Here is a 23,599-nt window from a genome sequence, read left to right on the forward strand (position 1 = left end):
CGGCAGCCGGACGAAATTTCAGAACAGCTATAAGACGAACCGTCGATGACGACGGCCACAGGTGACGGGACCGCCGACAGACCTCGAAGCCACCGACCCGTGGGGAGGGTTCGCGCCGATCCTGATCGCGAACCTGCTGCCGCTGATCGGGGTCCTCGCGCTCGGCTGGGACGCGACGACGCTGGTCGCAATCTACGCGCTCGAGGTTCTCCTCTCGTTCCCGCTCGCTGCGGTGAAAGCGCTCGTCGCCCAACAGCCGCCACCGTTCGACGAGGAGGACGGAGAGGCGGTCTCGGCCGACCTGAAACAGCGACGCGGCAGTGTAACAGTCGTCCCGTGGTTGCCGCCGATCTATCCCCGAAACGTGCCGTTCGTCGGCGACGTCGGTATGGCAGTCGGCTGGTTCTGGGTCGCGTTCGGCATCGTCTTCAGCCACGTCTTCGACGTGGGGGCGGTCCTCACGCGACCCGAGGTGCTCGCGAGCGCCGCGGCACTACTCGTCGGCGTGACGGTCGACCTCCACCGCGAGTACCTCCGCGGTCGCCAGTACGAGAGGGTCTCCGCGTACGAGGTCGTCGAGACCCAGGTGTGGCAGACCCTGTTCCTCGTCGTCGTGCTGGTCGGAGTCGTCGTGCCCGATGACGTCGGTGGCGTGGCGCTGCTCGTCGGGTTCGTCGTCGGCAAACTCCTCCTCGAGTGGGCGTCGTTCCGCGCTGCACACGGTGAGCGAAGCCGACTCACCGGCTGGCTCGCCGGCCCGACCGCGAGCCGCAAGCCCCGCGAAAAACCGGCGGTACCCGGGGGCGAACCAGACGTTCGATTCTCGACCGACGACACCGCCGTCCTCTGGTCCGCCGCCCATCACACGCTGTTCGGGGCGATCTTCTACCTCCCCTGGCACGTGCTATTGTGGTTCGGCTCGGTCGCCGTCCTGGGGGGCGAAACGCCGACGCGGACACTCCTGCTCGGCACAGGCGTCGCGTTCGCAACGTTGTACCTGATACAACTCGGGGTGACGGTCGTCCAGTACGTACTCAGAGACCTGCCGCTCGAGTATCGCCGCTACGACGACCGCCTCGTCGCGTACGACGAGTGGGCCGACGAGCCCCAGTGGGCCGTCCCGGTACACGAACTCCGTGAGGCCGATGTCGTCCGGGACAGCCTCCCAGATCACCTGCTCGGCACCCGCCGGTTCGCCGTGACGATGGGGTGGGGCGACGACGAGTTCGACCGAACGCTCGGACCCGTCTCGGACCCCGACGCGTTCGTCGCCGCCTGTCATCTCCCGGTTCGGTCGACCGAACTGGGACCGATCGATCGGCGGTGTTCCGTCGTCTCCGTCGCGCTCGTCGCCGCCCTCCTCGTGGTCGTCTTCGTCGTGTTGGACTCGGCACTGTTCACGGCAGTGTTGCTTCCGTTCGTCGTCTTCGTTCCGTGGGGCGTCTGGCGACTGGGGTACCCGGACCCAGACTGACCGGAGACGGGTGAGGGTATCGAGGTTCCGCGACCGATCGTTTCATAGGACCGTCATTCGAACGTGGTCAGTATGGTCCAGCACGGTCCCCCGGAGACGAAACGCGAGAACACGAGTTACATGCGCCACGGCGACGTGGTGGCGGACCCGTACCTCTGGCTCGAGGACGACGGCGAGGACGTCGCTGCGTTCGTGGAGCGACAGAACGAGTACGCCGACGACTACCTCGAGTCCGTCGACGTCCGCGAGGACCTCCGACCGCGATTCGAGGAGCTGGCGCGGACGACCGACTACGGGTCGATCACGCCCGCGCCGACGGGCTACTTCCAGGAGGTCGAGCGACCGGAGGACGACCAGCCGGTGCTGTACTTTCGGGAGTCGCTCGAGGACGACCGGGAGGTGCTGGTCGATCCAAACGAGTTCAGCGAGGACGCCACGAAGTCGATGGGCTGGTGGACGGTCTCGGCCGACGGCGAGCGACTCGCCTACGGCGTCGACGAAGGCGGCGACGAACTGTACGACGTGACCGTCCTCGAGGTCCCCTCCGGCGACGTCCTCGAGGAACTCCCCGGCCTCGGACGGGCCAACCCCGGCATGTTCGCCTGGACGCCGGACGGGTTTTACTACGGTCGGACGGGACTCGAAGGCGAGGCCCAGCTCGAGAAGGAGATCCGCTACCACGAACACGGCGACGACCCCGACGCGGACCCGCTGGTCGCGGAGGTCGACGAGCCGTCGACGTGGCCGATGCTCTCGACCGATCGAGATGGAGAGCATCTCCTCGTGGCGTTCGTCACCGGCTGGGAGCGAAGCGACCTCTCCTACGCGGCGGTCGGCGACACCGACCTGACGCCCGTGATCACCGACGCCGAACACCTCTACACGCCGCTGATTTACGACGACACGGCCTACGTCCGAACCGACCTGGACGCCCCCTACTATCGGTTCCTCGAACTCGACCTCTCGGGCGACGTCGGCGAGGTCGACCCCGCCGAATTACCCGAGGCGATCCCCGAACGGGAGGGGATCGTACAGGGGGCGACGGTCGCCGACGATCGCCTGCTCGTCCAGTACGAACGCGCGGCCGTCTCCGAACTCGAGGTCTTCGACCTCGACGGCGACCACGTTCGATCGATCGACCTGCCCGGAACGGGGACGGTCACCGGCCTGCAGGGCAACCGCGACGCGCCGGAGGCGTTCTTCGGCTACCAGTCGTTCGACCACCTGCCGGCCGTCTTCCGCTACGATCTCGACTCCGACGCCAGCGACGAACTCGACCGCCCGGACGTCGCCCTCGAGTTCGATCTGACGGTCGAGCAAGTCCGGTACGAGTCCGCCGACGGAACGGAGGTGCCGATGTTTATCGTTCACCGCGAAGACCTCGACCGCGACGGCGACAACCCCACCCTGCTGTACGGTTACGGCGGCTTCGAGAACAGCCTGACGCCCGGATTCCAGACGTTCGGCCGCGAGTTCCTCCGTTCGGGTGGGGTCTTCGCGCAGGCGAACCTGCGCGGCGGCGGCGAGTTCGGCAAGGAGTGGCACGAGGCCGCCCGTCACGGGAACAAACAGCACACGTTCGACGACATGATCGCCGCCGCGGAGTACCTGATCGACGAAGATTACACCTCGAGCGATCGGCTGGCGATCCAGGGCGGATCCAACGGCGGCCTGACCGTCGGCGCGGTGTTGACACAGCGGCCGGACCTGCTGGGGGCGGTCTGCTGTCACGTCCCCCTGCTGGACATGCTCCGGTTCCACACGTTCCTGCTGGGTTCCTCCTGGACGAGCGAGTACGGCTCCCCGGACGACCCCGAGGCCTACGAGTACATCAAGGAGTACTCGCCGTATCACAACGTCGATCCCGACACCGAGTACCCGCCGGTCTTCTTCAAGACCGCGGAGGACGACACCCGCGTCCACCCGGTCCACGCCTGGAAGATGGCCGCCCGCATGCAGGCGGTCGCCGACGGCGGGCCGTTCCTCTGCAAGACGAACCGCGACACCGGCCACGGCACCGGCAAACCCACCTGGATGATCGTCGAGGAGCAACTCGACGTCTGGTCGTTCCTCTTCGATCAACTGAACGTCGAGTACGACGCGCCGTAACCGCGACCGGTACTCGCACCGGCTCAGAGGACAGCGTCGGGTGCTACCGCGACGCGAGGGTTTTTATCGACGCCGCTACTGAAGAACGGTATGACCGACGAGTCAGACGGGGCCACGTCGGAATCGCCCAGCGACGCGTTTCAGGCGCTGGGCAACGAGGTCCGGACGACGATCCTGCGGACGCTCGACGCGGCCGAACCGCGGACGTTCTCGGCGCTCTACGAGGCCAGCGACGTCGACACGTCCGCTGGCTTCGCCTACCACCTCCGCCAACTCGAGGGCGGGTTCGTCCGCGCTCGACCGGACGACCGCTACGAGTTGACGGCCGCAGGGCGGTCGGCGGTCCGGTCGATTCGGTCTGGCGTCTACACCGACAGCGTCGACCGCGAGCCGATCGACCTCGAGGAGCGCTGTCCGCTCTGTCGCAACGACGGACTCGTGGCTCGCGTCGAGGACAACGTGACGCGGGTCGACTGCGAGGCGTGTTCCTCACCCGTGCTGGCGGTCTCGACGCCCCCGAGCGGCTACCGCGATCGCAACCGGGGCGACGGCGATGTCGCGGCCGCTATTGACGCCTACCACCACCGCCGGATCGAGGCGTTCGCCGACGGCGTCTGTCCCGACTGTGCCGGCCCGGTCGACGGCCAACTCGTGCCGTACGCCCCCGAGAGCGATGCCACCGACGCCGACGTCGACGACCCCACCGAGACGGACGTCGACAATCCAGTACAGGCGACGTTCGAGTGCGATTCCTGCGGCGCGTCGGTCGCCTGTCCCGTCTCGTTGACGCTGCTCGAACATCCTGCAGTCGTCGCGTTCGCGCACGAACACGACGTCGACATCGCGGAGCGGCCGCTGTGGAACGTCGGCCCCGAGTGGAGCGAACGCCTCGTCTCCACGGATCCGTGGTGTCTCGTCGTGGGCCTCCGCCTCGACGAGGAGTTGCTCGAGTGCTACCTCGCGCGCGACGCCACCGTCGTCGACCACCGACGCCGGACGGTCCCGGAGCCCACCGGACCGGAGGCCGCCACGCCTGCCTCGAGCACCGCCGACAGCGGTTCCGGCGACGCCGGCCTCGACGACGGCGAAGGAACGCCAGCCTGAGACCGCGCCCGTCCCTTCAGCGGCGGCGTTTGTACTACGACGCGCCAGTCAGCCCGGCCTCACCGAGCGCGCTCGCCCGTCGCTCGCGGTCGAACAGGTTCACGCCGTCCGAATCGGTCCTGATCGTCCCGATAGCGACGTCGTCCGGCCCGATATCGGCCTCGAGTCCGTCGTCGAGCGCCCGCAGGGCCAGGCTCGTCGCCGCGCTCGTCTCCAGATCCTGCGTGTACTCCGCCTCGAGCGAGTCGCGGATCGCCTCGCCGTTGCCGCCGACGGCGACCGCGCGCCACTCTCGCGGCGTCCCGGATGGATCGACCTCGTACAGTCGCGGATCGCCGCCGTCGATGCCGCCGAACAGTAGCGAGGTGCCGAACGGCCGCATGCCCCCGGACTGGGTCGATTCCTGCACGTAGTCCCCGACGGCCGTCGCGATCCGTTCGACGCCGGCGCGTTCGCCGTACCGAAGGCGCTCACGCTGGCCCGCGAGGCGCGCCTCCTCCACGAGGTGGCGTCCGTCGGCGACGTGGCCGGCCGTCGCCGCCCCGACGCGGTCGTCGATGGCGTGGAGTTTCTCGACAGTCTCGGAGACCTGCAGCGGGGACTGTACCGGACGGTGTGCCGCCAACACGACGCCGTCGGTCGCTCGCACGCCGACGACCGGACCACCCCGTCGGACGGCTTCGCGGGCGTACTCGACCTGGTAGAGCCGCCCGTCCGGCGAGAAGATCGTGCTGGTCCGGTCGTAGGCCTCCCGCTGGGGACCCTGCATCAGGACGCACCTCCGGTCTCGAAGCGCACGCCGTCGCGATCGATCACCGCGAGCGTAACGCCGTCGCCGCTCGCGGTGTCGCGTTCGCTGGCGGCCTCGACCGCGGCAGTCGCCGTCGTCACCGCCTCTTCCGTCGGAGCGTCGGGTTCGAACCGGTCCTCGAGCACGCCGTAGGCCAGTTGCATCCCGCTGCCGCCGGCGGCGTACCGGTCGGCCATCACGGAGCCGCTCCCGTCGAGTTGGAAGACGTGCGCTCCGGCATCGTCGACGCCTCCGAGCAGCGGTGCCACGGGAGCGCCTCGCACCAGTCCGCCGGCGACCTCCGCCAGCGCGCTCACGCGCATCGGGCGGCCGCGTCGGGTCTCGTACAACCTGGCTTCGACGCTGAGCGACCGGAGCAAGTCCTGGGCGGGGCCGACGGAGCCGGCGATAGCCATCGCCGCCGTCGGGTGGACGGACTCGATCTTTTGGGCGTCCTTGTTGGCGACGAGTCGGCCGCCGAGACTCATCCGCTGGTCCGCGGCCATCACGACGCTCTCGTCGGCTTCCATCGCGACGATGGTCGTCCCCGTCTCGAGCGTGGGGGTGTCCTCGGACGGGTTCGGCGCAGCGTGTTCGGCCGGGGGCCGCTCCTCGAAACTGCCGAGTCTCGCTTCCGTGCGGTGGTGTCGCTGTCGTCGGTCGTCGGTGGCGCGACCACCCGCGTCGAATCGATGTCGCATACCCACCTCTCGGTCCGGCGCGCGAATATATGTTAGCTAAAATATATTTTAGCCGGGCGACGAAATCGAGTCGGCCGGCACCGGAATCAGACGGTCGCCTGGAAGTCAGTTCCGGTGGCACAGCGATCGGCGGTGGTGACGACGGAGCCGGTACAGCAGGCCGTCTCAGGCGTAAAACAGCGGTGGCCGCCGGTCGCCGCCGTACTCCTCGTCGGGCAGGTACGCCTCGAGGGCGCTCCGGTCCTCGTTGCCGAGCAGTTGATCGAGGACGTCGACGGCCGCGCCGCGATGGAGGGGCCGGTTGTCGTTGCCACACTGGTCGTCCATCACGCAGGCGGGACAGCCGCCCGGATCACCGCAGTCGCAGTCAGCGATCAGTCGTCGCGCCCGGCGAGCAACGGCCTCGAAGTGCTCGTAGATGGCCCGCGCGAACCCGAGGCCGCCCTCGACGCCGTCGTAGATGAACCAGCCGCTGGCCGGCGGCCGCTCCAGATTGGTCGCGATCTCGCGAACGGTGGCCTCGGCCGCAGCGATGTTTCGCGGCGCGTCGCCGTCGTCGGTCGCCACGCCGAACCCCTCGTTCGATTCGGACGGCTCCTGATCGAGGTGCGAGTCGATCGTCAGCGTCGCCAACCCGCCCAGGTCGCGCTTGTCGACCATCAACTCGAGCGGCGCGACGCCGATCGTCGCGTGCTCGGCGGCGTGCAACCCGCCAGCGTAGCCGAGGTGAGCCGTCCCCGCGAGGTCGTCCTCGAGTTCGGGGACGGAGACGTCGCGGTACTTCTCGATCAGCGCGCGCTCGACGTCCTGGGGAACCTCGAGCCAGCAGAGTTGCGTCTCCATCGAGAGCGGCGGGTTCTCCGTCGGGATCGACTGCTTTCGCTTCTCCCCACCGTGGATCGCGACCTGATCGTACGTGCCGTGGTAGACGAGGACGCGACCGCGGCCGAAGTGGAGGGTGAAGTCGCCGATCTCACGGGAGCGCTCCGAGACGGCGTCCAGCACCGTCACGTCGGTCCGCGTCCGGGTGTAGTAGTCGACGTCCGTCGGCCGCAACGTGACGCTCGGCCGTGGCGCGGCGTGGTCGACGTCGACGACCTCGTACTGTTTCCCCTGGTGGAGGCGGACCGCCCCCTCGTGGAAGTCCCGGAGGACGCGTTCCGTCGCCAGCGGTTCCATCTCCGGATCGTGCACGTCGTCGACGCCCTCGGCGAGTCGGACCTCGTACTCCTCGCCCGTCGTCGCGTACAGCGAGACGGACTGCTGGGGTCTGGGCGGTCCCGCGTACGAGACGCCCGTCTCGAGGTGACCCCGTAGCTGCCCGGCCCGCCGCCACATCTCGATCCCGCGCTCGAGGCGCTCGCGCTCGGTGAAGGTCCCCGCGTCGGTCTCGTCGATCGCGAGTTCGTCGGCCGCACACCGGAGGTGCTGGGCGAAGACGGCGTCGTTGTCGACGTCGACCACCGCGTCCTCGACGTCGTTCTCGAGCAGGTAGTCGGGGTTGGAGACGACGTACTGGTCGAGGGTTCGGTGTTCGGCGACGAGCACCGAGAGCGCACGACTTCGTCCCCGACCTGCGCGACCGATCTGTTGCCAGAACGACTGTCGCTGGCCGGGATACCCCAGCTGGACCGTCGCGTCCATCGCGCCGATGTCGATGCCCAGCTCGAGGGCGTTCGTCGAGGCGACGCCGTCGAGCAACCCGTTCCGGAGCTGATGTTCGGTGCCGTGGCGTTTCTTCCGGGAGTGGCCGGCGTGATAGGGCTCGATCGCGCTCCCGCGGTCGGGGTTGGTGTAGTAGCGGGGGTTGTCGCGGCGGTGTTTCGACGCCCGCTTGACCGAGAGTTCGGCGAGCTTCCGGGAGGGCGTAAACAGCAGCGTCTGGGCGTCGTTGTAGGTCAGATGCGACAGGACACGCGGCGCGTCGACCGTGGCCGGGACGCGCTCGGAAATCGTGTCGTCCGCGTCGTCCGCCGTCCGTTCGGCACCGGGTTGCTTCGCTTCAGCGTCCGTCTCCGACCACTCGCCGCGCTCGTCGTCTCGCTCCCGGTCCCGCGGCGGCGGGTTCCAGAGCACCAGATCCCGCGGCCCGCGCGGCGAGCCGTCCTCGTCGACGACGGTGACCGACTCGTCGATCAGTGCCGCGGAGTGTTCGCCCGGGTTCCCGATCGTCGCGCTCGTGAGCACGAACTGCGGGTCGGCGTCGTAGTACGCGAGAACGCGTTTCAGTCGCCGGACGATCCAGGCGACGTGCATCCCGTGAACGCCGGTGTAGGTGTGGGACTCGTCGATCACCACGAGGTCACAGGCCGAGAGAAAGCGCGCCCACCGGTCGTGGTCGTGCAGGTAGGTGTTCACGCCCGCGAAGTTGGTGATGATGACGTCGGCCTCCTCGCGGATCCGCCGCCGGTTCTCGCCGCGTTCGGTGTCGCCGTCGTACACCCGGACCGTGATCTCGAGCCCCAGATCGTCGAACAGATCGTTCAGCGCCCCCTCCTGATCCCGCGAGAGCGCCTTCGTCGGGTACAGCAGGTAAGCGGTCGATTCGACGCCCCGAGCGCGAGCCTCGAGGTAGTTTCTGGCGATCTGGAGGGCGTAGACCCGGGTCTTCCCCGAGGACGTGCTCGTCGCGACGCAGACGTGCTCCCCGTCGGCGAGCGCCGCGAGCGCCTCTGCCTGATGGGTGTAGAGGTCGTGCTCGAGGGGACCCGCGAGTTCGGATTGCAACACGTCTTTGGCGGGAACCGTCTGGGCGTCTCGCCCCGGCAACTCGAGGACGCTGACGTCCGCCGGATCGTGGTATCTGGGAAAGCTCTCGACCAGCTCCTCGCCGGTGATCGGGACGTCCGTCCGCGTCTCGGATTCGGGTTCGCTCATGGTTCGGGAGGTGAGATCAGAAGTCGGTCAATCCGGCCTGTTCGGTGTCCTCGGTGCTCGTGCTCGAGCGACCGGTTCCCTGGCTGTGCGACGCCGATCCGTCGCTCGTCGTCTCGCCTCGATTCGCCTCCGCGGTCGCCGCCGGGGAGTCGCCCGTCGACTGACTCGCGTCGGTTCGGTCCACATCGTCGACGCTCGAGGCCATTGTCTCGGACGCCAGCGGCGCGTCCCGCAGGCGTTCGTAGACGTGCCAGAGGGCACGACAGTCGTCCTCGCAGTAGGCCTCGTGGCGGTCCCACGCGAGTTCCGCGCCGGTGCGCACGAATCGCTGGTAGGCCGCGGCCGTCGCCGCGCCGTCGAGGCCCGTCTCCGCACCCTCGTAGCCTAGCGCGTCGGCGACGACCTCGAGTTCGTTCGTCCGGCCGGGGAGCAGGGCGTTCTCGTCTTTGACGGCCCACAAGTAGAGGTCGAACTTGGGGATCGACTCCCACGCCTCGGCGTAGTAGGGGACGTGTTTCGCGACGAACGAGCCGAGGTGTCGGTAGTCGAACCCCCAGCCGTTCCAGGTGAGCAGCGCGCGGTTCGGGTGCATGCCGAAGAGCCAGTCGCAAAAGGCCTCGAGCACCGGCGCGGGGTCGCTCGGATCCTCCCGCTCGACGAAGGCCCGATACTCGTCGGTTGCGGGATCGTAGACGCCGATCTGCCAGAGGATCGTCGGCGAGAGGCCGTCGGTCTCGACGTCGAGACACAGCGGCGGTTCGTGCCAGTCCGCGCCGGGCAGTGATTCGTCGGTCAATCGTCGCGGCTCGCCCGTCTCGAGGACCCGAGCGTGCTGGTGCATCGTCCGGGCGCGCTCGCGGCCGACGCCCGGGAGGTCCGCGAGCGTCGCGATCGAGGTCTCGAGGAGTTCTGCGCGAGTGGTCACTCCCCGGTCGGCGAGTCGATCCGCCGTCTTCGGTCCGATTCCGGCCACGGCCTCGAGGCCGAAGTCGGTCACGTCGTGCGTGTCGACGCGAGTGACGCCGTCCGCGGTCAGCGTCAGACTCGCGATCGATCCCCGCTCGCCGTAGCCCTTCGTCGGGCCGGCCCCGCGGACGCGAACGGAGACGCAGTCGTCCCCGAGCGGTTCGACGCCGCCGACCGTCTCGTGGTCGACGCAGCGGACGGCACCCGTCCCGGGTTCCAGGTGCCAGAGCGCATCGTACCCCGCAGGCTCGCTCCCCGTCAGCAGGGTGGTCACCGTTCCGGTTGGCAGCGCGTCGGCCAGCACCGGCGCTCCCTCGAGGCGCGTCTCGAGGGCCGTCGGCCGCGTCACCGTCGTCACGTCGTCACAGACGAGCGACACGGTATCGGCCTCGAGCGTCCGCAAGACGGCGTCCGGGTCCGCACGCAAGGCCTCGGTCCCGGGCGCGAGGGCGATCTCGAGGGGAGCGTCGTCGTCGTTCCCGTCCTCCGGCGCGGTGGCCTCGAGCAGCCGTCGAGACAGCGGGCCGTCGCCACCGGTCTCGAGTGGCGGATGCACGGCCGGGGCATCGAAGACGCTCCGGGCCCGCGCGAACGCCTGCGGGTCGCGATCGGGGCCGAGCACCCAGACGGCGTCGGGTTCGACCGTCGCTGCGAGATCCTCGAGCGTGGGGACTGGCCGATCCGCGATCGCCGACGGCGGGAGGGCGAGGACGGTGACGCCGGCTCGAGCGGTCATCGGTCGTCGGGAGGCCCGCGGCGATAATGAGGGTTTGGACACCAGAGTGAAAGTGGTAGCAGTCGATAGGAGAACGGTTGCGTCTAATACCACCACGAAAGCCCCTACCTCGCTCGACCGGTTGCGACTCGTTGCGGTCCTCGGCCTTCGGCCTGCGGTCCTTACATCGTCTCACCGGGTCGAGCGAGGCAGCCCCTTTCATTCCCACCCGTATCGGCTGGCCGGTCATGCCATTGCGGGTTGGAATGAAAGGGGCTGCCGGCTCCGGGAAGACGGGCGAAGTAAGCACGGCAGTGAAACGAGGAGCGCAGCGAGTCCATCGACCGGAGCCGTCAGGGGCTTTCGTGGCGTTCTCGATCGTTACAGATACCTGAACATCACGATCGGCGAGCGATCAATGTTTTAGTCGGGGGCTTCGAATGGCGGGACAATGCAACAGTACCTCGAGTTAGTCGAAACGGTCCTCTCCGAGGGCACCCACAAACCCAATCGGACCGGCGTCGACACGATTTCGTCGTTCAGCGAACACTACGAGGTCGATCTGCAGGAGGGGTATCCCCTGCTGACGACCAAGCAGATGGACGGCTACCGCTGGAACTCGATGCTCCACGAGGTCTGCTGGTATCTCTCCGGCGAGGAACACATCCGGAATCTCCGCGAGGAGACCAAGATCTGGGACGCCTGGGCCGACGACGAGGGCCGACTGGACACCGCCTACGGTCGCTTCTGGAGGCGGTATCCGGTCCCCGAAGGCGAGGCGCGACTCGAGGGCGAGTCCTGGCCAGACGAGTCCCACCGGTGGGTCACCGTCGAGGAGACCGCCGACGGCGGTCGGCGACGGGTGTTCGACCAGCTCCAGTACGTGATCGACACGCTCTCGGATTCGCCGAACTCCCGGCGGCTCGTGGTCAACGCCTGGCACCCCGCCAACGCGGCCGTCTCGACGCTGCCGCCCTGTCACTACTCGTTCGTCTTCAACGTGCAGGGCGACCGGCTGAACTGCCACCTCACCCAGCGCTCCGGTGACATCGCGCTCGGCGTCCCGTTCAACATCGCCGCTTACGCCCTCCTGACGAAAGTGATCGCCCAGCAGACCGGGTTCGAACCAGGCACGTTCGCCCACACCGTCGTCGACGCCCACGTCTACTGCGGCCGCGGCGACCGCGGCGACTGGTACGCCGACAACCTCGAGTCCCTGCAGTCCCGCCTGCGCGACGTCGACGACCGCGAGGAGTACCGCGAGATCCGCCAGTGGCTCGAGGCCGAAGCCCCCGCCGAAGCCGAGGGCGACGAACGCCTCGATCACGTTCCCGGCCTGCTCGAGCAACTCTCCCGCGAACCGCTCGATCGCCCGACCCTCGAGGTCGCCGACGTTTCGATCGACGACCTGACCGCCGACGACGTCGAACTGAAAGAGTACGAGTCTCACGACGGCATCGAGTTCGCCGTGGCCGAATGACCGATCACGAATCCCTCCCCGAAACGCTCGCGGACGCGACCGACCGCGAACTGGTGGGCATCGTCGCCGTCGCCGACAACGGCATCATCGGAACGGACGGCGCGATGCCCTGGCACCTCCCCGAAGACTTGCGACACTTCAAGGAGACGACGATGGACCATCCGGTCATCATGGGCCGGATCACCTACGAGAGCATCCTCGAGACGCTCGGCGAGCCGCTGCCGGGACGGACGACGGTCGTGGTGACGACCCGGGACCTCGAGACGCCCGAGAACGCGGTCGTCGCGGAGAGTCTCGAGGAGGGGGTCCGGAGGGCCGAGAAGGCCGCACGCGAACGCCACGACGACGCCGAGCGAATCTTCGTCGCGGGCGGTGCATCGGTCTACGAGCAGTTCCTCCCGGCCCTCGAACGGCTGATCGTCACCGAGGTTCACCGGGAACCCGACGGCGACGCACACTTCCCGGACTGGGATCGCGAGTCGTGGCGGGAGGTCGACCGCGACGACCGCGACGGCTTCGCGTTCGTCGAGTACGTCCGGGAGTGAGGATGGCCGACCCGGACCGAATCGCCGACGCCGTCGCGCGGGCGCTCGACGTCCGGCCGACGGCCGTCACCGAACTGCAGGGCGGACAGATCGGCTCCGTTTACCGAGTCGACCGTGCGGACGGGCCGGCCCTCGTCGCGAAGGTCGGCGAGACGCCGCTCTCGACCGAGGCGTTCATGCTCCGGACGCTGGCGCGGGAGAGCGAGCTACCCGTTCCCGACGTCGTCCACGCCGACGACGACCTGCTGGTGCTCGAGCACGTCGCGGGATCGACCGAGCACGGCCCCGCGGCCGCTCGAGACGCGGCGGATCACCTCGCCGTGCTCCACGACAACAGCGCCGACGCGTTCGGATTCGAGCGCGATACGCTCACGGGACCGATTCGCCAGCCGAATCCGTGGACCGACTCCTGGGTCGCGTTCTATCGCGAGTCGCGGCTCGAGTACGCCGCGAGCCTCGCGCGAGAGGACGGGTCGCTCTCGCCGGCCCTCGCCGAGCGACTCGACGAGGTGGCCGCCGATCTCGAGTCGCTGATCGACGACCCGGACGCGCCCGCGCTGATCCACGGCGACGTCTGGGCCACGAACGTGGTCTCCCGGGGCGGCGAGATCGCCGCGTTTCTGGACCCCGCGACCTACTACGCGCATCCCGAGATCGAACTGGCGTACATCGACTGGACCGACACGTTCGGGGACGCGTTCTTCGATCGGTATCGGGCCCAGCAGTCGATCGAGCCGGGCTTTTTCGACCGCCGTCGGTACGTCTACCGCCTCTATCCGCTGCTCGTTCACGTTCACCTCTTCGGCGGGCGGTACGTCGAGCGGTTCGAGGCGACGCTCGAGGTGCTCGGGTACTGATACCGACGCGGGCACTGCCACGGCGGCTGGCACAGGTACGCTGCTGATTCCGATCGCTCCGCACCGGTATCGCCGATCGAGTTCGGTACGAAGGTGACTCTCCGGAGCCCTACATACGGTACGTGATTGTTCACCCCACTACCCCAGAATAACGGGTGTATAAGGGCCTCTATACGGTATTCTCGAGACATTCAAATACGCAGGATACGAAATTCGGTTATGGCAACCGATTCGTTCTCGGACGCGATCCGGGAGTTCGAACACGACGGCGAAACGTACAAGATGGCCGATCTTTCGGTCCTCGAGGAGCAGGGACTCTGTGACCTCGAGAAACTGCCCGTGAGTATCCGGGTACTGCTCGAGTCGGTGCTTCGAAACGCCGCGACCGACGGAGGCCCCGTCGACGCCGAGTCCGTCCGTGCGGCGGCCTCGTGGGAACCTGACGTGCCGGACGCCGAGGTCCCGTTTACGGTCTCGCGGGTCGTCCTGCAGGACCTGACTGGCGTTCCCGCAGTAGTAGACCTCGCGGCACTGCGATCGGCCGCCGACCGCAAGGGCGTCGACCCGACGGTCGTCGAACCCGAGGTCCCCTGCGACCTCGTGATCGATCACAGCGTGCAGGTCGACCACTTCGGCACCGAGGACGCCTACGAGAAGAACGTCGAGATCGAGTACGAGCGCAACGAGGAGCGCTACCGCGCGATCAAGTGGGCCGAACAGGCCTTCGAGGACTTCAACGTCGTCCCGCCGGGAACGGGGATCGTCCACCAGGTCAACCTCGAACACCTGGGGCGAGTCGTCCACGCCCGCGAGGAGGACGGCGAGCAGTGGCTCTACCCTGACACCCTCGTCGGCACGGACAGCCACACGCCCATGATCGGCGGTATCGGCGTCGTCGGCTGGGGCGTCGGCGGCATCGAGGCCGAGGCCGCGCTGCTCGGCCAGCCGATCAACATGTCCCTGCCGGAGGTCGTCGGCGTCCGCCTCGAGGGTGAACTGCCGGAGGGGGCGACTGCGACGGACCTCGTGCTCCACATCACCGAGAAACTGCGCGAGGTGGGCGTCGTCGACAAGTTCGTCGAGTTCTTCGGTCCCGGCGTCTCCCAGCTCTCCGTCGCGGATCGGGCGACCATCTCGAACATGGCCCCCGAACAGGGCTCGACCATCAGCATGTTCCCCGTCGACGAGAAGACGCTCGAGTACCTCGAGCTCACGGGCCGCGATCCGGACCACGTCGACCTCGTCCGGGAGTACCTCGAGGCCCAGGGACTGTTCGGCGAGCAGGATCCCGAGTTCACGGAGGTCGTCGAGTTCGACCTCGGCGACGTCGAACCCAGCCTCGCGGGCCACAAGAAGCCCCACCAGCGCATCCCGATGGGCGACCTCGACGAGCACTTCCCGAGCCTGCTCGAGGAGCAGGGCGTGCTGGGTCCCGGCGGCGAACCCGCCATCGGCGACGGCAGCGGCGCGGCCGCCGAGGACTCGACGGCCTCGGCCCCCGGACTCGCGTTAGACGAGAAGGTCCCCGTGGAACTCGAGGACGGCACCGAGATCGAGATCGGTCACGGTGACGTACTCGTCAGCGCCATTACGAGCTGTACGAACACCTCGAACCCGTCGGTGATGGTCGCCGCAGGGTTGCTCGCGCGCAACGCCGTCGAGCACGGACTCGAGGTACCCGACTACGTCAAAACCAGTCTCGCACCCGGGAGCCGCGTCGTCACGGAGTACTTAGAGCAGGCCGACCTGCTGGACGACCTCGAGGAACTGGGCTACCACGTCGTCGGCTACGGCTGTACGACCTGTATCGGCAACTCGGGTCCGCTCCCGAAGCCGATCGAGGACGCCATCGACGAGTACGACCTCTGGACGACGAGCGTCCTCTCGGGTAACCGGAACTTCGAGGCCCGGATCCATCCGAAGATCAAGGCCAACTACCTCGCTTCCCCGCCGCTGGTCGTCGCCTACGGCCTCGCGGGTCGGATGGACGTCGACCTCGAGAACGAGCCGATCGGAACCAACGACGACGGCGAGGAGATCTACCTCGAGGACGTCTGGCCGGACGCCGAAGAGGTCCGCCGGACGATCCACGAGAGCGTCTCCCCCGAGATGTTCGAAGCGAAGTACGCCAGCGTCTACGAGGGTGACGATCGCTGGGAAGCACTGGACGCGCCGACGGGCGAGGTCTACGACTGGGACCCGGAGTCGACCTACATCCGCGAGCCGCCGTTCTTCACGGACTTCCCGCTCGAGAAGCCCGGCGTGGAGAACGTCGCGGATGCCCGCTGCCTGCTCTCCCTCGGCGACACGGTCACGACCGACCACATCAGCCCGGCCGGGCTCTTCGGCGAGGACCTGCCCGCCGGCCAGTGGCTCACGGAGCGCGGCGTCGAACCCCACGAGTTCAACACCTACGGCTCGCGACGGGGCAACCACGAGGTCATGATGCGGGGTACCTTCGCGAACGTCCGCATCGAGAACGAGATGCTCGACGGCAAGGAGGGCGGCTACACCATCCATCACCCCACGGGTGAAGAGACCACGGTGTTCGAAGCCAGCGAGCGCTACCGCGCCGAGGACACGCCGCTGGTCGTGATGGCCGGCGAGGAGTTCGGGACCGGCTCGAGCCGCGACTGGGCCGCGAAGGGGACAGACCTCCTCGGTATCCGCGCGACTATCGCGAAGAGCTACGAGCGCATCTACCGCGACAACCTCATCGGCATGGGCGTGCTGCCCCTGCAGTTCGAAGACGGCGAGGGCTGGGACGAACTCGGTCTCGACGGCTCCGAGTACTTCACCATCGAGGGGCTCGAGGACGGCCTCGAGCCAAACGCCGAACTCACCGTTACCGCCGAGAAGAGCGCGGAACCACGTTCCGCGGACAGTCGAGCGGCAGAGCCGCGAGACGAGGACGATGACGTCACCGAGTTCACGGTCACGGCGCAGGTCGACACGCCCGCCGCGGTCGAGTACGTCGAGAACGGCGGCGTGCTCCACCTCGTACTCCGACGCCTGCTCAACGAGGAACTGAACTAACGCGACCGAGCGTCGGGACGCCCAGATCGAAATCCGGGCTCGGTGTCGCCCGTTTTCCGTTTTCGCGATCAAGATGCCTGTGATGGTCTACACGGGCGGGTCTGCGTCGTCACCGAACCCACTCCCGTATTTCTCGACGATTTCCGTAACAGTGACTTCGTACGCATCGTACCACTCCGTCCACCGCTGTTTCGCGCGTTCGTGGTCGGAATCCGCTGCAAACGACTCGAGCGCGTCCAGCGACTCCCAGTAGTACACGACGAGAACCTCCTCGCTCTCCGGAGCGTGCCACGTTCGTTTGCCCAGATACCCCTCCGTATTCTCGGCAGCCGTCTGTATTGCGTCGTTCAACTCGTGAAACTCCGCATCGTACTCCCCCGGATCGAGACGGAACGTAACGAGATACATCAGGACTGCTCATTCGTCCACGCGAACAAGACGCTTCCCCTCCGAAGACACAACGTTCGCTACGAACGACTCGCTGACTCGCGCCCGCATCGGGTTGGCGTTTCTGGCCACTCTCGCCGGGAACTCCACACCTTTCCTTCGCGACGGAGAACGTTCCTCTGGACACCCTCTCCGTATCGTCGGCCCGTACAACCGCTCGAGTAGGCCCTATTGTGACAATTCATGACACGACACGACGACCACTCTAACGAGAATCGATTCGCGACAATCGCCGTCGGCGCAACTGAGACCGAGACGCACCCCCACAGAGGTGGAACGAACGACGTCGTTCCACCGATCCACCTCTCGACCACGTTCGAGTGGGCCAGCGGGGCGAACGCCAACGACCACGACTATTCGCGCGAGAGCAATCCGACTCGGGCGGTCCTCGAAGAGCAGCTAGCCCGCCTCGAAGGCGGCGAGCACGGACTGGCGTTCGCCTCCGGGATGGCTGCCATCTCGACGACGATGCTGGCGCTGGTCCCGCCGGGAGGCCGTATCGTCTCCTCGGACTCCGTCTATAGTGGGACCGAAAAACTGCTCACGGAACTCGCCGCCGGCCACTTCGACATCGACGTCGACTTCGTCGACGCTCGCGACCCCGAAAACGTCGCCGCAGCAGTCGATTCCGACACCGACCTGATCTGGGTCGAAACGCCGTCGAACCCCCTGATACGGCTGTACGACGTCCGGGCGATAGCTGACGTCGCCGACGACCACGATGCCCTGTTCGGCGTGGACAGCACCTTTGCGAGTCCGTACTTCCAAGCGCCGCTGGACCTCGGTGCCGACGTCGTCGTCCACAGCACCACCAAGTATCTCAATGGGCACTCCGACTCGATCGGCGGTACCGTCATCGTCGACGACGAGGAAGTCTTCGAGCGATTCGCGTTCGCTCAGCGGGTCGGACTCGGAAACATGCTGTCACCGTTCGATTGCTATCTGGTTGCGCGAGGTGTGAAGACGCTGCCCGCGCGGATGGAACATCACGAGGAGAACGCGATGGCGGTTGCGCGGTTCCTCGAGAGCCACGAGCGGGTCGACCGTGTTTACTATCCGGGCCTCGAGAGTCACCCGCAACACGACCTTGCGAGTGAGCAGATGTTCGGGTACAGCGGGATGCTGTCCTTCGAGTTCGACGGCACGCCCACCGAACTCGAAGCGGTTATCGAAGGGCTGGAGGTATTCACGCCGGGTGCCAGTCTCGGTGGAGTCGAGAGCCTCGTCGAGGTGCCGTCGCTGATGATTCCCGACGAATTTAGCCGTGGAAAAGCCACGGCGGAGATTCCCGAGACGTTGGTCCGAGTGTCGGTTGGCCTCGAAGACGCCGAGGACCTCCGCGATGATTTCCGGACGGCGCTACCGTAAGCCCCAGTTCTTCGTGACCGAGATGCATTGCTCGAGTACTCGCTTCGTCGCCGTCAGCAGCGTCTTTATTCTTCGGTACGAACCCCTCCCCGTGACCGAGTTACGATACCTTCCAGATGCCGACGACGTGACGACGTTCACGGCGACCGTCACCGAAACGACCGACGACGGCGTGTTCCTCGACGGAACCTACTTCTATCCGGAAGGCGGCGGGCAACCGTCCGACCGCGGCGTCCTCGAGTGGGAGGACGGCGTCGCCGACGTGATCGACGTCCGGAAGGACCACGGCGAGGTGCGCCACGACGTCGAACTCCGGGAGGGGACGCTTCCCGACGCGGGAACGACGGTCGAGGGTCGGATCGACGAGGAGCGACGACGGCAGTTGAGCCGCATGCACACCGCCCAGCACGTCGTCTCCCGCGTCGTTCTCGAGGAGTACGGCGCGAGCACCGCCGGGAACCAGGTCTATCCCGATCGCTCGCGGATCGACTTCGAGCCCGCGTCGTTCGACGACGAGGACCTCGCGCTCATCGAGCGCCGTAGCAACGAGGCGATCGATCGCGACCTCGCGGTCGTGAAGGAGAACCGTCCGCGGGACGCCGTCGAAGCGGAGGTCGACGAGGGCCGCGCGCTGCTCGACCTGATTCCCGACTCCGTCGACCCGCTTCGCGTCGTCGAGATCGAGAAATTCGACATGTGCCCGTGTGGCGGCACGCACGTCTCGCGACTCGGTGACATCGGGCGAGTGTCGATCGTGGACCACACGTCGAAGGGCGACGACACCGATCGGATCGAGTTCGAACTCGAGGAGTCGTAGTCCCGATTTCGGAACGGGGGCGGATCGGTCGAACAGGGTAACGTCACGTAGTTACCGCCGGTAGCGTCTACATTGGCGATCGGGTTCTTCCGCCCACATCCGCCGTTCGCTTCGCATCTGCGTCGAACTCGTCTCACTCCTGTCACTCGCTCCACCCCTCGTCGATGTCGGCTCGAGCCCTCGAGGAGGCCACGGGCTTCCTCCAGCACCTGCTGGTGTTCATCTTCGCCGCGATTCCGGTGATCGAACTCCTCGTCGTAATTCCGATCGCGATCGGCCTCGAGCCCGGTCCCGTTCTCACGGGCGTCGTCGCGTTCGCCGGAAACGTCCTCTCGATGCTCGGAATCGCGTAGCCGGTTCGAACGCTCGAGGGGTCGTACGCCGGGCTTTTACGAGCGCTGGCCCTACCCAGTGACATGAGCCAGCCGACCCAGCGCAACCGACTCGACGAGGAGGAGAGCCCCTACCTGCGCCAGCACGCGGACAACCCCGTCAACTGGCAGCCCTGGGACGGGCAGGCCCTCGAGGCGGCCCGCGAACACGACGTACCCATCTTTCTCTCGATCGGCTACTCGGCGTGTCACTGGTGTCACGTCATGGAAGAGGAGAGCTTCGCGGACGAGGCGGTCGCCGAGGTGCTGAACGAAAACTTCGTCCCGATCAAGGTCGACCGCGAGGAGCGCCCCGACGTCGACTCGATCTACATGACGGTCGCCCAACTCGTCACCGGCCGGGGCGGCTGGCCGCTCTCGGCGTGGCTCACGCCCGAGGGCAAACCCTTCTTCGTCGGGACCTACTTTCCGAAGGAAGCCAAGCGAGGACAGCCCGGTTTCCTCGACCTCTGCGAGCGGATCAGCGACTCCTGGAACGGCGAGGACCGCGAGGAGATGGAACAGCGAGCGGAGCAGTGGACCGCCGCCGCGAGAGATCAACTCGAGGAGACGCCCGACGCGGTCCGGGGAGCCGAACCGCCCTCGAGCGAGGTGCTCGAGTCGGCCGCCGACGCGGCGGTCCGAAGCGCCGACCGGGAGTACGGCGGCTTCGGCTCGAGCGGCCCGAAGTTTCCCCAACCCGCGCGACTGCGGGTGCTCGCTCGCAGCTCCGATCGGACCGGGGACGAGGAGTACGGGACGGTGCTCGAGGAGACGCTGGACGCGATGGCCGCTGGCGGCCTCTACGACCACGTCGGCGGGGGGTTTCACCGCTACTGCGTCGACCGCGACTGGACGGTCCCCCACTTCGAGAAGATGCTGTACGACAACGCCGAGATCCCGCGTGCGTTCCTGACGGGCTATCAACTCACGGGCGAGGAGCGGTACGCCGAGGTCGTCGCGGAGACGCTGGCGTTCGTGGACCGAGAACTCGCCCACGAGGAAGGCGGCTTCTTCGCCACGCTCGACGCCCAGAGCGAAGACCCGGCGACCGGCGAGCGCGAGGAGGGCGCGTTCTACGTCTGGACCCCCGACGAGGTCCGCGAGGTCCTCGCGGACGAAACGACGGCCGACCTCTTCTGCGAACGGTTCGATATCACCGAGTCCGGCAACTTCGAGGGAACGAACCAGCCCAACCGCGTTCGATCGATCGCGTCGCTGGCCGACGAGTTCGACCTCGCGGAGGACGAGGTCCGCGACCGCCTCGAGTCGGCCCGCCGGGCGGTCTTCGAGGCCAGGGGGGAGCGACCCCGACCCGACCGCGACGAGAAGGTGCTGGCGGGCTGGAACGGACTCATGATCGCGACCTGTGCCGAGGCCGCGCTGGTCCTCGACGAGCGCCACACAACGGCCGTCGGTCCGACTGGGACGACCGTCGATCCCGAAGCGATGGCCGTCGACGCCCTCGAGTTCGTCCGAGACCGGCTCTGGGACGACGAAGGGAACCGACTCTCTCGACGATACAAGGACGGCGACGTCAAGGTCGACGGCTACCTCGAGGATTACGCGTTCCTCGCGCGCGGTGCGCTGGCCTGCTACGAGGCGACCGGGAACCACGACCACCTCGGGTTCGCGCTCGCCCTCGCACGGAGTATCGAGGCCGAGTTCTGGGACGAAGAGCGGGAGACGCTGTACTTCACGCCCGAGAGCGGCGAGTCGCTCGTGACCCGTCCCCAGGAACTGTCCGACCAGTCGACCCCCTCCGCGACCGGCGTAGCCGTCGAAACGTTGCTCGCGCTCGATAGTTTCGCTGGCGAGGGATCGAAGATCCCTCGTGAAGACGGCGAAGCCGTCGACGAAGACTTCGCGACGCTCGCCGAAGCCGTCCTCGAGACCCACGCGAACCGCCTCGAGTCGAACCCCCTCGAGCACGCGACGCTCTGTCTCGCCGCGGATCGCCTCGAATCGGGGCCGCTCGAGGTGACCGTCGCCGCCGACGAACTCCCCGCCGAGTGGCGCGATGCCTTCGCCTCCCGGTACTTCCCGGACCGGCAGTTCGCGCCCCGTCCGTCCACCGAAGCGGGCCTCGAGACGTGGCTCGACGATCTCGATCTGGCGGAGGCCCCGCCGATCTGGGCCGGCCGCGACGCTCGGGACGGTAAACCGACGCTGTACGTCTGTCGCGGGCGAACGTGCTCGCCGCCGACCCACGACGTCAATGACGCGCTCGAGTGGCTCGAGGGCCACCAACCGGATACTGGCACGTTTACCGGAGACGAATCGTCCGAAAGCCCGTTCTAACGGGTCTCCAGTCGTGCGTACGAGAACGAGAGAACTCGATCGGACGACCGTTTCGGGGAGCTACAGTTCGTTCTCGAGTCGCTGTGCGAGCCAGATCGCCGGGGGGACGTCCTCCTCCTCGACGAAGCGGACGACCTCCTCGCCGTCGTCGGTCTCGACCACGACGGTCGGGATGTACTCGATGCCGTACTCGTCGACGCCGGGGCCCTGTTTGTCCTGATCGACCGCGATCTCCTCGATGCGATCCTCGGGAACGCCGGCCGCGTCCAGGGCCGCCCCGAAGTCGGGCAGCAGTTTGCGACAGTCCTTACACCAGTCCCCGCCCCAGACCTTGAACACCAGTTCGTCGTTGTGCGCTTCGAGAGTGTCCACGGCGTCCTCGTAGGAGGCGGCGTCCCACGCGGGATTCGGTTGCATGGTCTCGAGACTCATACCACCCGATTGCGTCCCCGACGGCTTAACGGCCGCGTTTCCCGCAGCGTCCGACGGTGATCTCGGAGATGCGTCCTCGCGGGACCCGCCGGCGAAGCAAATATCACGCTAAACCCAACAATTAATAGCATGGTGTTCGGTTCCATCGCGGATTCCGGCCACGAGCAGGTATCGTACTTCAACGACCCGGACACGGGGCTGCAGGCGATCGTCGCGATTCACGACACGAGCCTCGGCCCCGGACTCGGCGGTACTCGAGTACTCGACTACGAGACCGAGTCCGCCGCGCTCGAGGACGTTCTGCGGCTCTCGCGGGCGATGACCTACAAGGCCGCCGCGGCGGACCTCTCGCTCGGCGGCGGCAAGGCCGTCGTCCTGCTCGAGGAACCGAAGACGGGCAAGAGCGAGGACCTGCTCGAGGCCTACGGTCGGGCCGTCGACTGTCTCGGCGGTCGGTACGTCACCTCGGTCGACGTCAACTCGACCGTCGCAGACATGGACGTGGTCGCCCGTCGGACCGACCACGTCGTCGGCACCAGCGACGGACTCGGCGATCCGTCGCCGATCACGGCCCACGGCGTCTTCTGTGGGATCCGAGCCTGTATCGAGGCCGTCTACGGCACCGACTCGGTGGCCGACCGCGAGGTGGTCGTCCAGGGACTCGGCAAGGTAGGCCGGGAACTGGCGGTGAAACTCCTCGAGCACGGTGCCTCGGTGACGATCACCGATCTGAGCGAGGACGCGCTCGAGGCGTTCGCGGCCGATCACGACGTCGATATCGTCGCACCGGACGCGGTCTACGACCACCCGTGTGACGTCTTCGCGCCCTGTGCGGTCGGCGGGGTAGTCAACGACGACACGGTCGATCGCCTCGAGTGCGATATCGTCGCCGGCGCGGCGAACAACGTCCTCGCGGCGCGACGCCACGCCGAGGCGCTCCGGGAACGCGAGATCCTCTACGCGCCGGACTACGTGATCAACGCCGGCGGCCTGATCACGGTCGCCGAGGAGTACCGCAGCGGCACGCGGGAGTCGGCGCTGGAGAAGACGTCGGCGATCGAGGATCGAACCCTCGAGTTGATCGAGCGGGCCGACGACGAGGGGACGACGGTGCTCGAGGCCGCCGAGAACTACGCCGAGGAACGACTCGAACGAGCGGGTCGCGAAACGCCGGTGCCGCCGGCCTGACCCGACTGCTGTACCTCGACG

At 67.3% G+C, this 23,599-nt stretch carries 17 protein-coding genes and 1 pseudogene; 12 read left to right on the forward strand and 6 right to left on the reverse strand.

The window, feature by feature from the left end; all coding sequences use genetic code 11:
- Positions 1-61 precede the first annotated feature (61 nt).
- The 3 genes from TX79_RS02015 (at position 62) to TX79_RS02025 (ending at position 4,687) form a co-directional block, all read left to right on the forward strand.
- The gene (locus tag TX79_RS02015; RefSeq protein ID WP_230198527.1) at positions 62-1,474 is read left to right on the forward strand and encodes a DUF6498-containing protein; all 1,413 of its coding nucleotides are present in this window, start codon (positions 62-64) and stop codon (positions 1,472-1,474) included.
- A gap of 72 nt (positions 1,475-1,546) precedes the next feature.
- Positions 1,547-3,583, forward strand: a complete 2,037-nt coding sequence (locus TX79_RS02020; RefSeq protein ID WP_049925436.1) for a prolyl oligopeptidase family serine peptidase — start codon at positions 1,547-1,549, stop codon at positions 3,581-3,583.
- Between the two features lie 90 nt (positions 3,584-3,673).
- A complete protein-coding gene (locus tag TX79_RS02025; protein WP_049925438.1) occupies positions 3,674-4,687 on the forward strand; it encodes an ArsR/SmtB family transcription factor in 1,014 nt (337 codons plus the stop codon).
- A gap of 34 nt (positions 4,688-4,721) precedes the next feature.
- Here TX79_RS02025 and TX79_RS02030 read toward each other — a convergent pair whose 3' ends face one another.
- The 4 genes from TX79_RS02030 to TX79_RS02045 all read right to left on the reverse strand — a co-directional run bounded on the left by TX79_RS02030 (position 4,722) and on the right by TX79_RS02045 (position 10,757).
- Positions 4,722-5,456: an archaeal proteasome endopeptidase complex subunit alpha gene (locus tag TX79_RS02030; protein ID WP_049925440.1), complete on the reverse strand. Its 735-nt coding sequence runs from the start codon at positions 5,454-5,456 to the stop codon at positions 4,722-4,724.
- The gene (locus TX79_RS02035) at positions 5,456-6,178 is read right to left on the reverse strand and encodes a proteasome subunit beta (RefSeq protein ID WP_081655460.1); all 723 of its coding nucleotides are present in this window, start codon (positions 6,176-6,178) and stop codon (positions 5,456-5,458) included. The genes TX79_RS02030 and TX79_RS02035 overlap by 1 nt, the downstream gene beginning before the upstream one ends.
- A 165-nt stretch (positions 6,179-6,343) precedes the next feature.
- A complete protein-coding gene (locus TX79_RS02040; protein WP_049925441.1) occupies positions 6,344-9,055 on the reverse strand; it encodes a DEAD/DEAH box helicase in 2,712 nt (903 codons plus the stop codon).
- Between the two features lie 16 nt (positions 9,056-9,071).
- The gene (locus TX79_RS02045; protein WP_049925442.1) at positions 9,072-10,757 is read right to left on the reverse strand and encodes a ribonuclease H-like domain-containing protein; all 1,686 of its coding nucleotides are present in this window, start codon (positions 10,755-10,757) and stop codon (positions 9,072-9,074) included.
- A gap of 430 nt (positions 10,758-11,187) precedes the next feature.
- Between TX79_RS02045 and thyA the strand changes: the two genes are divergently transcribed.
- The 4 genes from thyA (at position 11,188) to acnA (ending at position 16,654) form a co-directional block, all read left to right on the forward strand.
- Positions 11,188-12,216, forward strand: coding sequence for a thymidylate synthase (gene thyA / locus TX79_RS02050; RefSeq protein ID WP_049925443.1), 1,029 nt, complete (start codon positions 11,188-11,190; stop codon positions 12,214-12,216).
- Positions 12,213-12,761: a dihydrofolate reductase gene (locus TX79_RS02055; protein WP_049925444.1), complete on the forward strand. Its 549-nt coding sequence runs from the start codon at positions 12,213-12,215 to the stop codon at positions 12,759-12,761. The genes thyA and TX79_RS02055 overlap by 4 nt, the downstream gene beginning before the upstream one ends.
- Positions 12,762-12,763: 2 nt before the next feature.
- Complete coding sequence (locus TX79_RS02060; protein ID WP_049925445.1) at positions 12,764-13,618, forward strand: fructosamine kinase family protein; 855 nt, start codon at positions 12,764-12,766, stop codon at positions 13,616-13,618.
- A 219-nt stretch (positions 13,619-13,837) separates the two neighbouring features.
- Positions 13,838-16,654 (forward strand): aconitate hydratase AcnA, encoded by a 2,817-nt coding sequence (gene acnA, locus TX79_RS02065; protein ID WP_049925446.1) that lies wholly within the window; start codon positions 13,838-13,840, stop codon positions 16,652-16,654.
- Between the two features lie 87 nt (positions 16,655-16,741).
- On the opposite strand, the gene TX79_RS02070 is transcribed toward acnA, so the two are convergent.
- On the reverse strand, positions 16,742-17,062 hold the full coding sequence (locus TX79_RS02070; protein ID WP_049925447.1) for an antibiotic biosynthesis monooxygenase family protein: 321 nt from the start codon (positions 17,060-17,062) through the stop codon (positions 16,742-16,744).
- A gap of 222 nt (positions 17,063-17,284) precedes the next feature.
- On the opposite strand from TX79_RS02070, the gene TX79_RS02075 reads away from it, so the two are divergent.
- The 4 genes and pseudogenes from TX79_RS02075 to TX79_RS02090 all read left to right on the forward strand — a co-directional run bounded on the left by TX79_RS02075 (position 17,285) and on the right by TX79_RS02090 (position 21,958).
- Positions 17,285-18,469: a trans-sulfuration enzyme family protein gene (locus tag TX79_RS02075; RefSeq protein WP_049925449.1), complete on the forward strand. Its 1,185-nt coding sequence runs from the start codon at positions 17,285-17,287 to the stop codon at positions 18,467-18,469.
- Between the two features lie 91 nt (positions 18,470-18,560).
- Complete coding sequence (locus TX79_RS02080) at positions 18,561-19,286, forward strand: alanyl-tRNA editing protein (protein WP_049928233.1); 726 nt, start codon at positions 18,561-18,563, stop codon at positions 19,284-19,286.
- A 139-nt stretch (positions 19,287-19,425) separates the two neighbouring features.
- Positions 19,426-19,633, forward strand: a pseudogene (locus tag TX79_RS02085) (small multi-drug export protein); the annotation flags it as partial.
- Between the two features lie 69 nt (positions 19,634-19,702).
- The gene (locus TX79_RS02090) at positions 19,703-21,958 is read left to right on the forward strand and encodes a thioredoxin domain-containing protein (protein ID WP_049925451.1); all 2,256 of its coding nucleotides are present in this window, start codon (positions 19,703-19,705) and stop codon (positions 21,956-21,958) included.
- Between the two features lie 60 nt (positions 21,959-22,018).
- Here TX79_RS02090 and TX79_RS02095 read toward each other — a convergent pair whose 3' ends face one another.
- Positions 22,019-22,390, reverse strand: coding sequence for a TlpA family protein disulfide reductase (locus tag TX79_RS02095; RefSeq protein ID WP_049925452.1), 372 nt, complete (start codon positions 22,388-22,390; stop codon positions 22,019-22,021).
- A 129-nt stretch (positions 22,391-22,519) separates the two neighbouring features.
- Between TX79_RS02095 and TX79_RS02100 the strand changes: the two genes are divergently transcribed.
- On the forward strand, positions 22,520-23,578 hold the full coding sequence (locus TX79_RS02100) for a Leu/Phe/Val dehydrogenase (protein ID WP_049925455.1): 1,059 nt from the start codon (positions 22,520-22,522) through the stop codon (positions 23,576-23,578).
- Positions 23,579-23,599 lie beyond the last annotated feature (21 nt).

Origin of the sequence: Halopiger goleimassiliensis, assembly GCF_000455345.1 — an archaeon.
In the GTDB taxonomy this organism is placed as follows: Archaea; Halobacteriota; Halobacteria; order Halobacteriales; family Natrialbaceae; genus Halopiger_A; species Halopiger_A goleimassiliensis.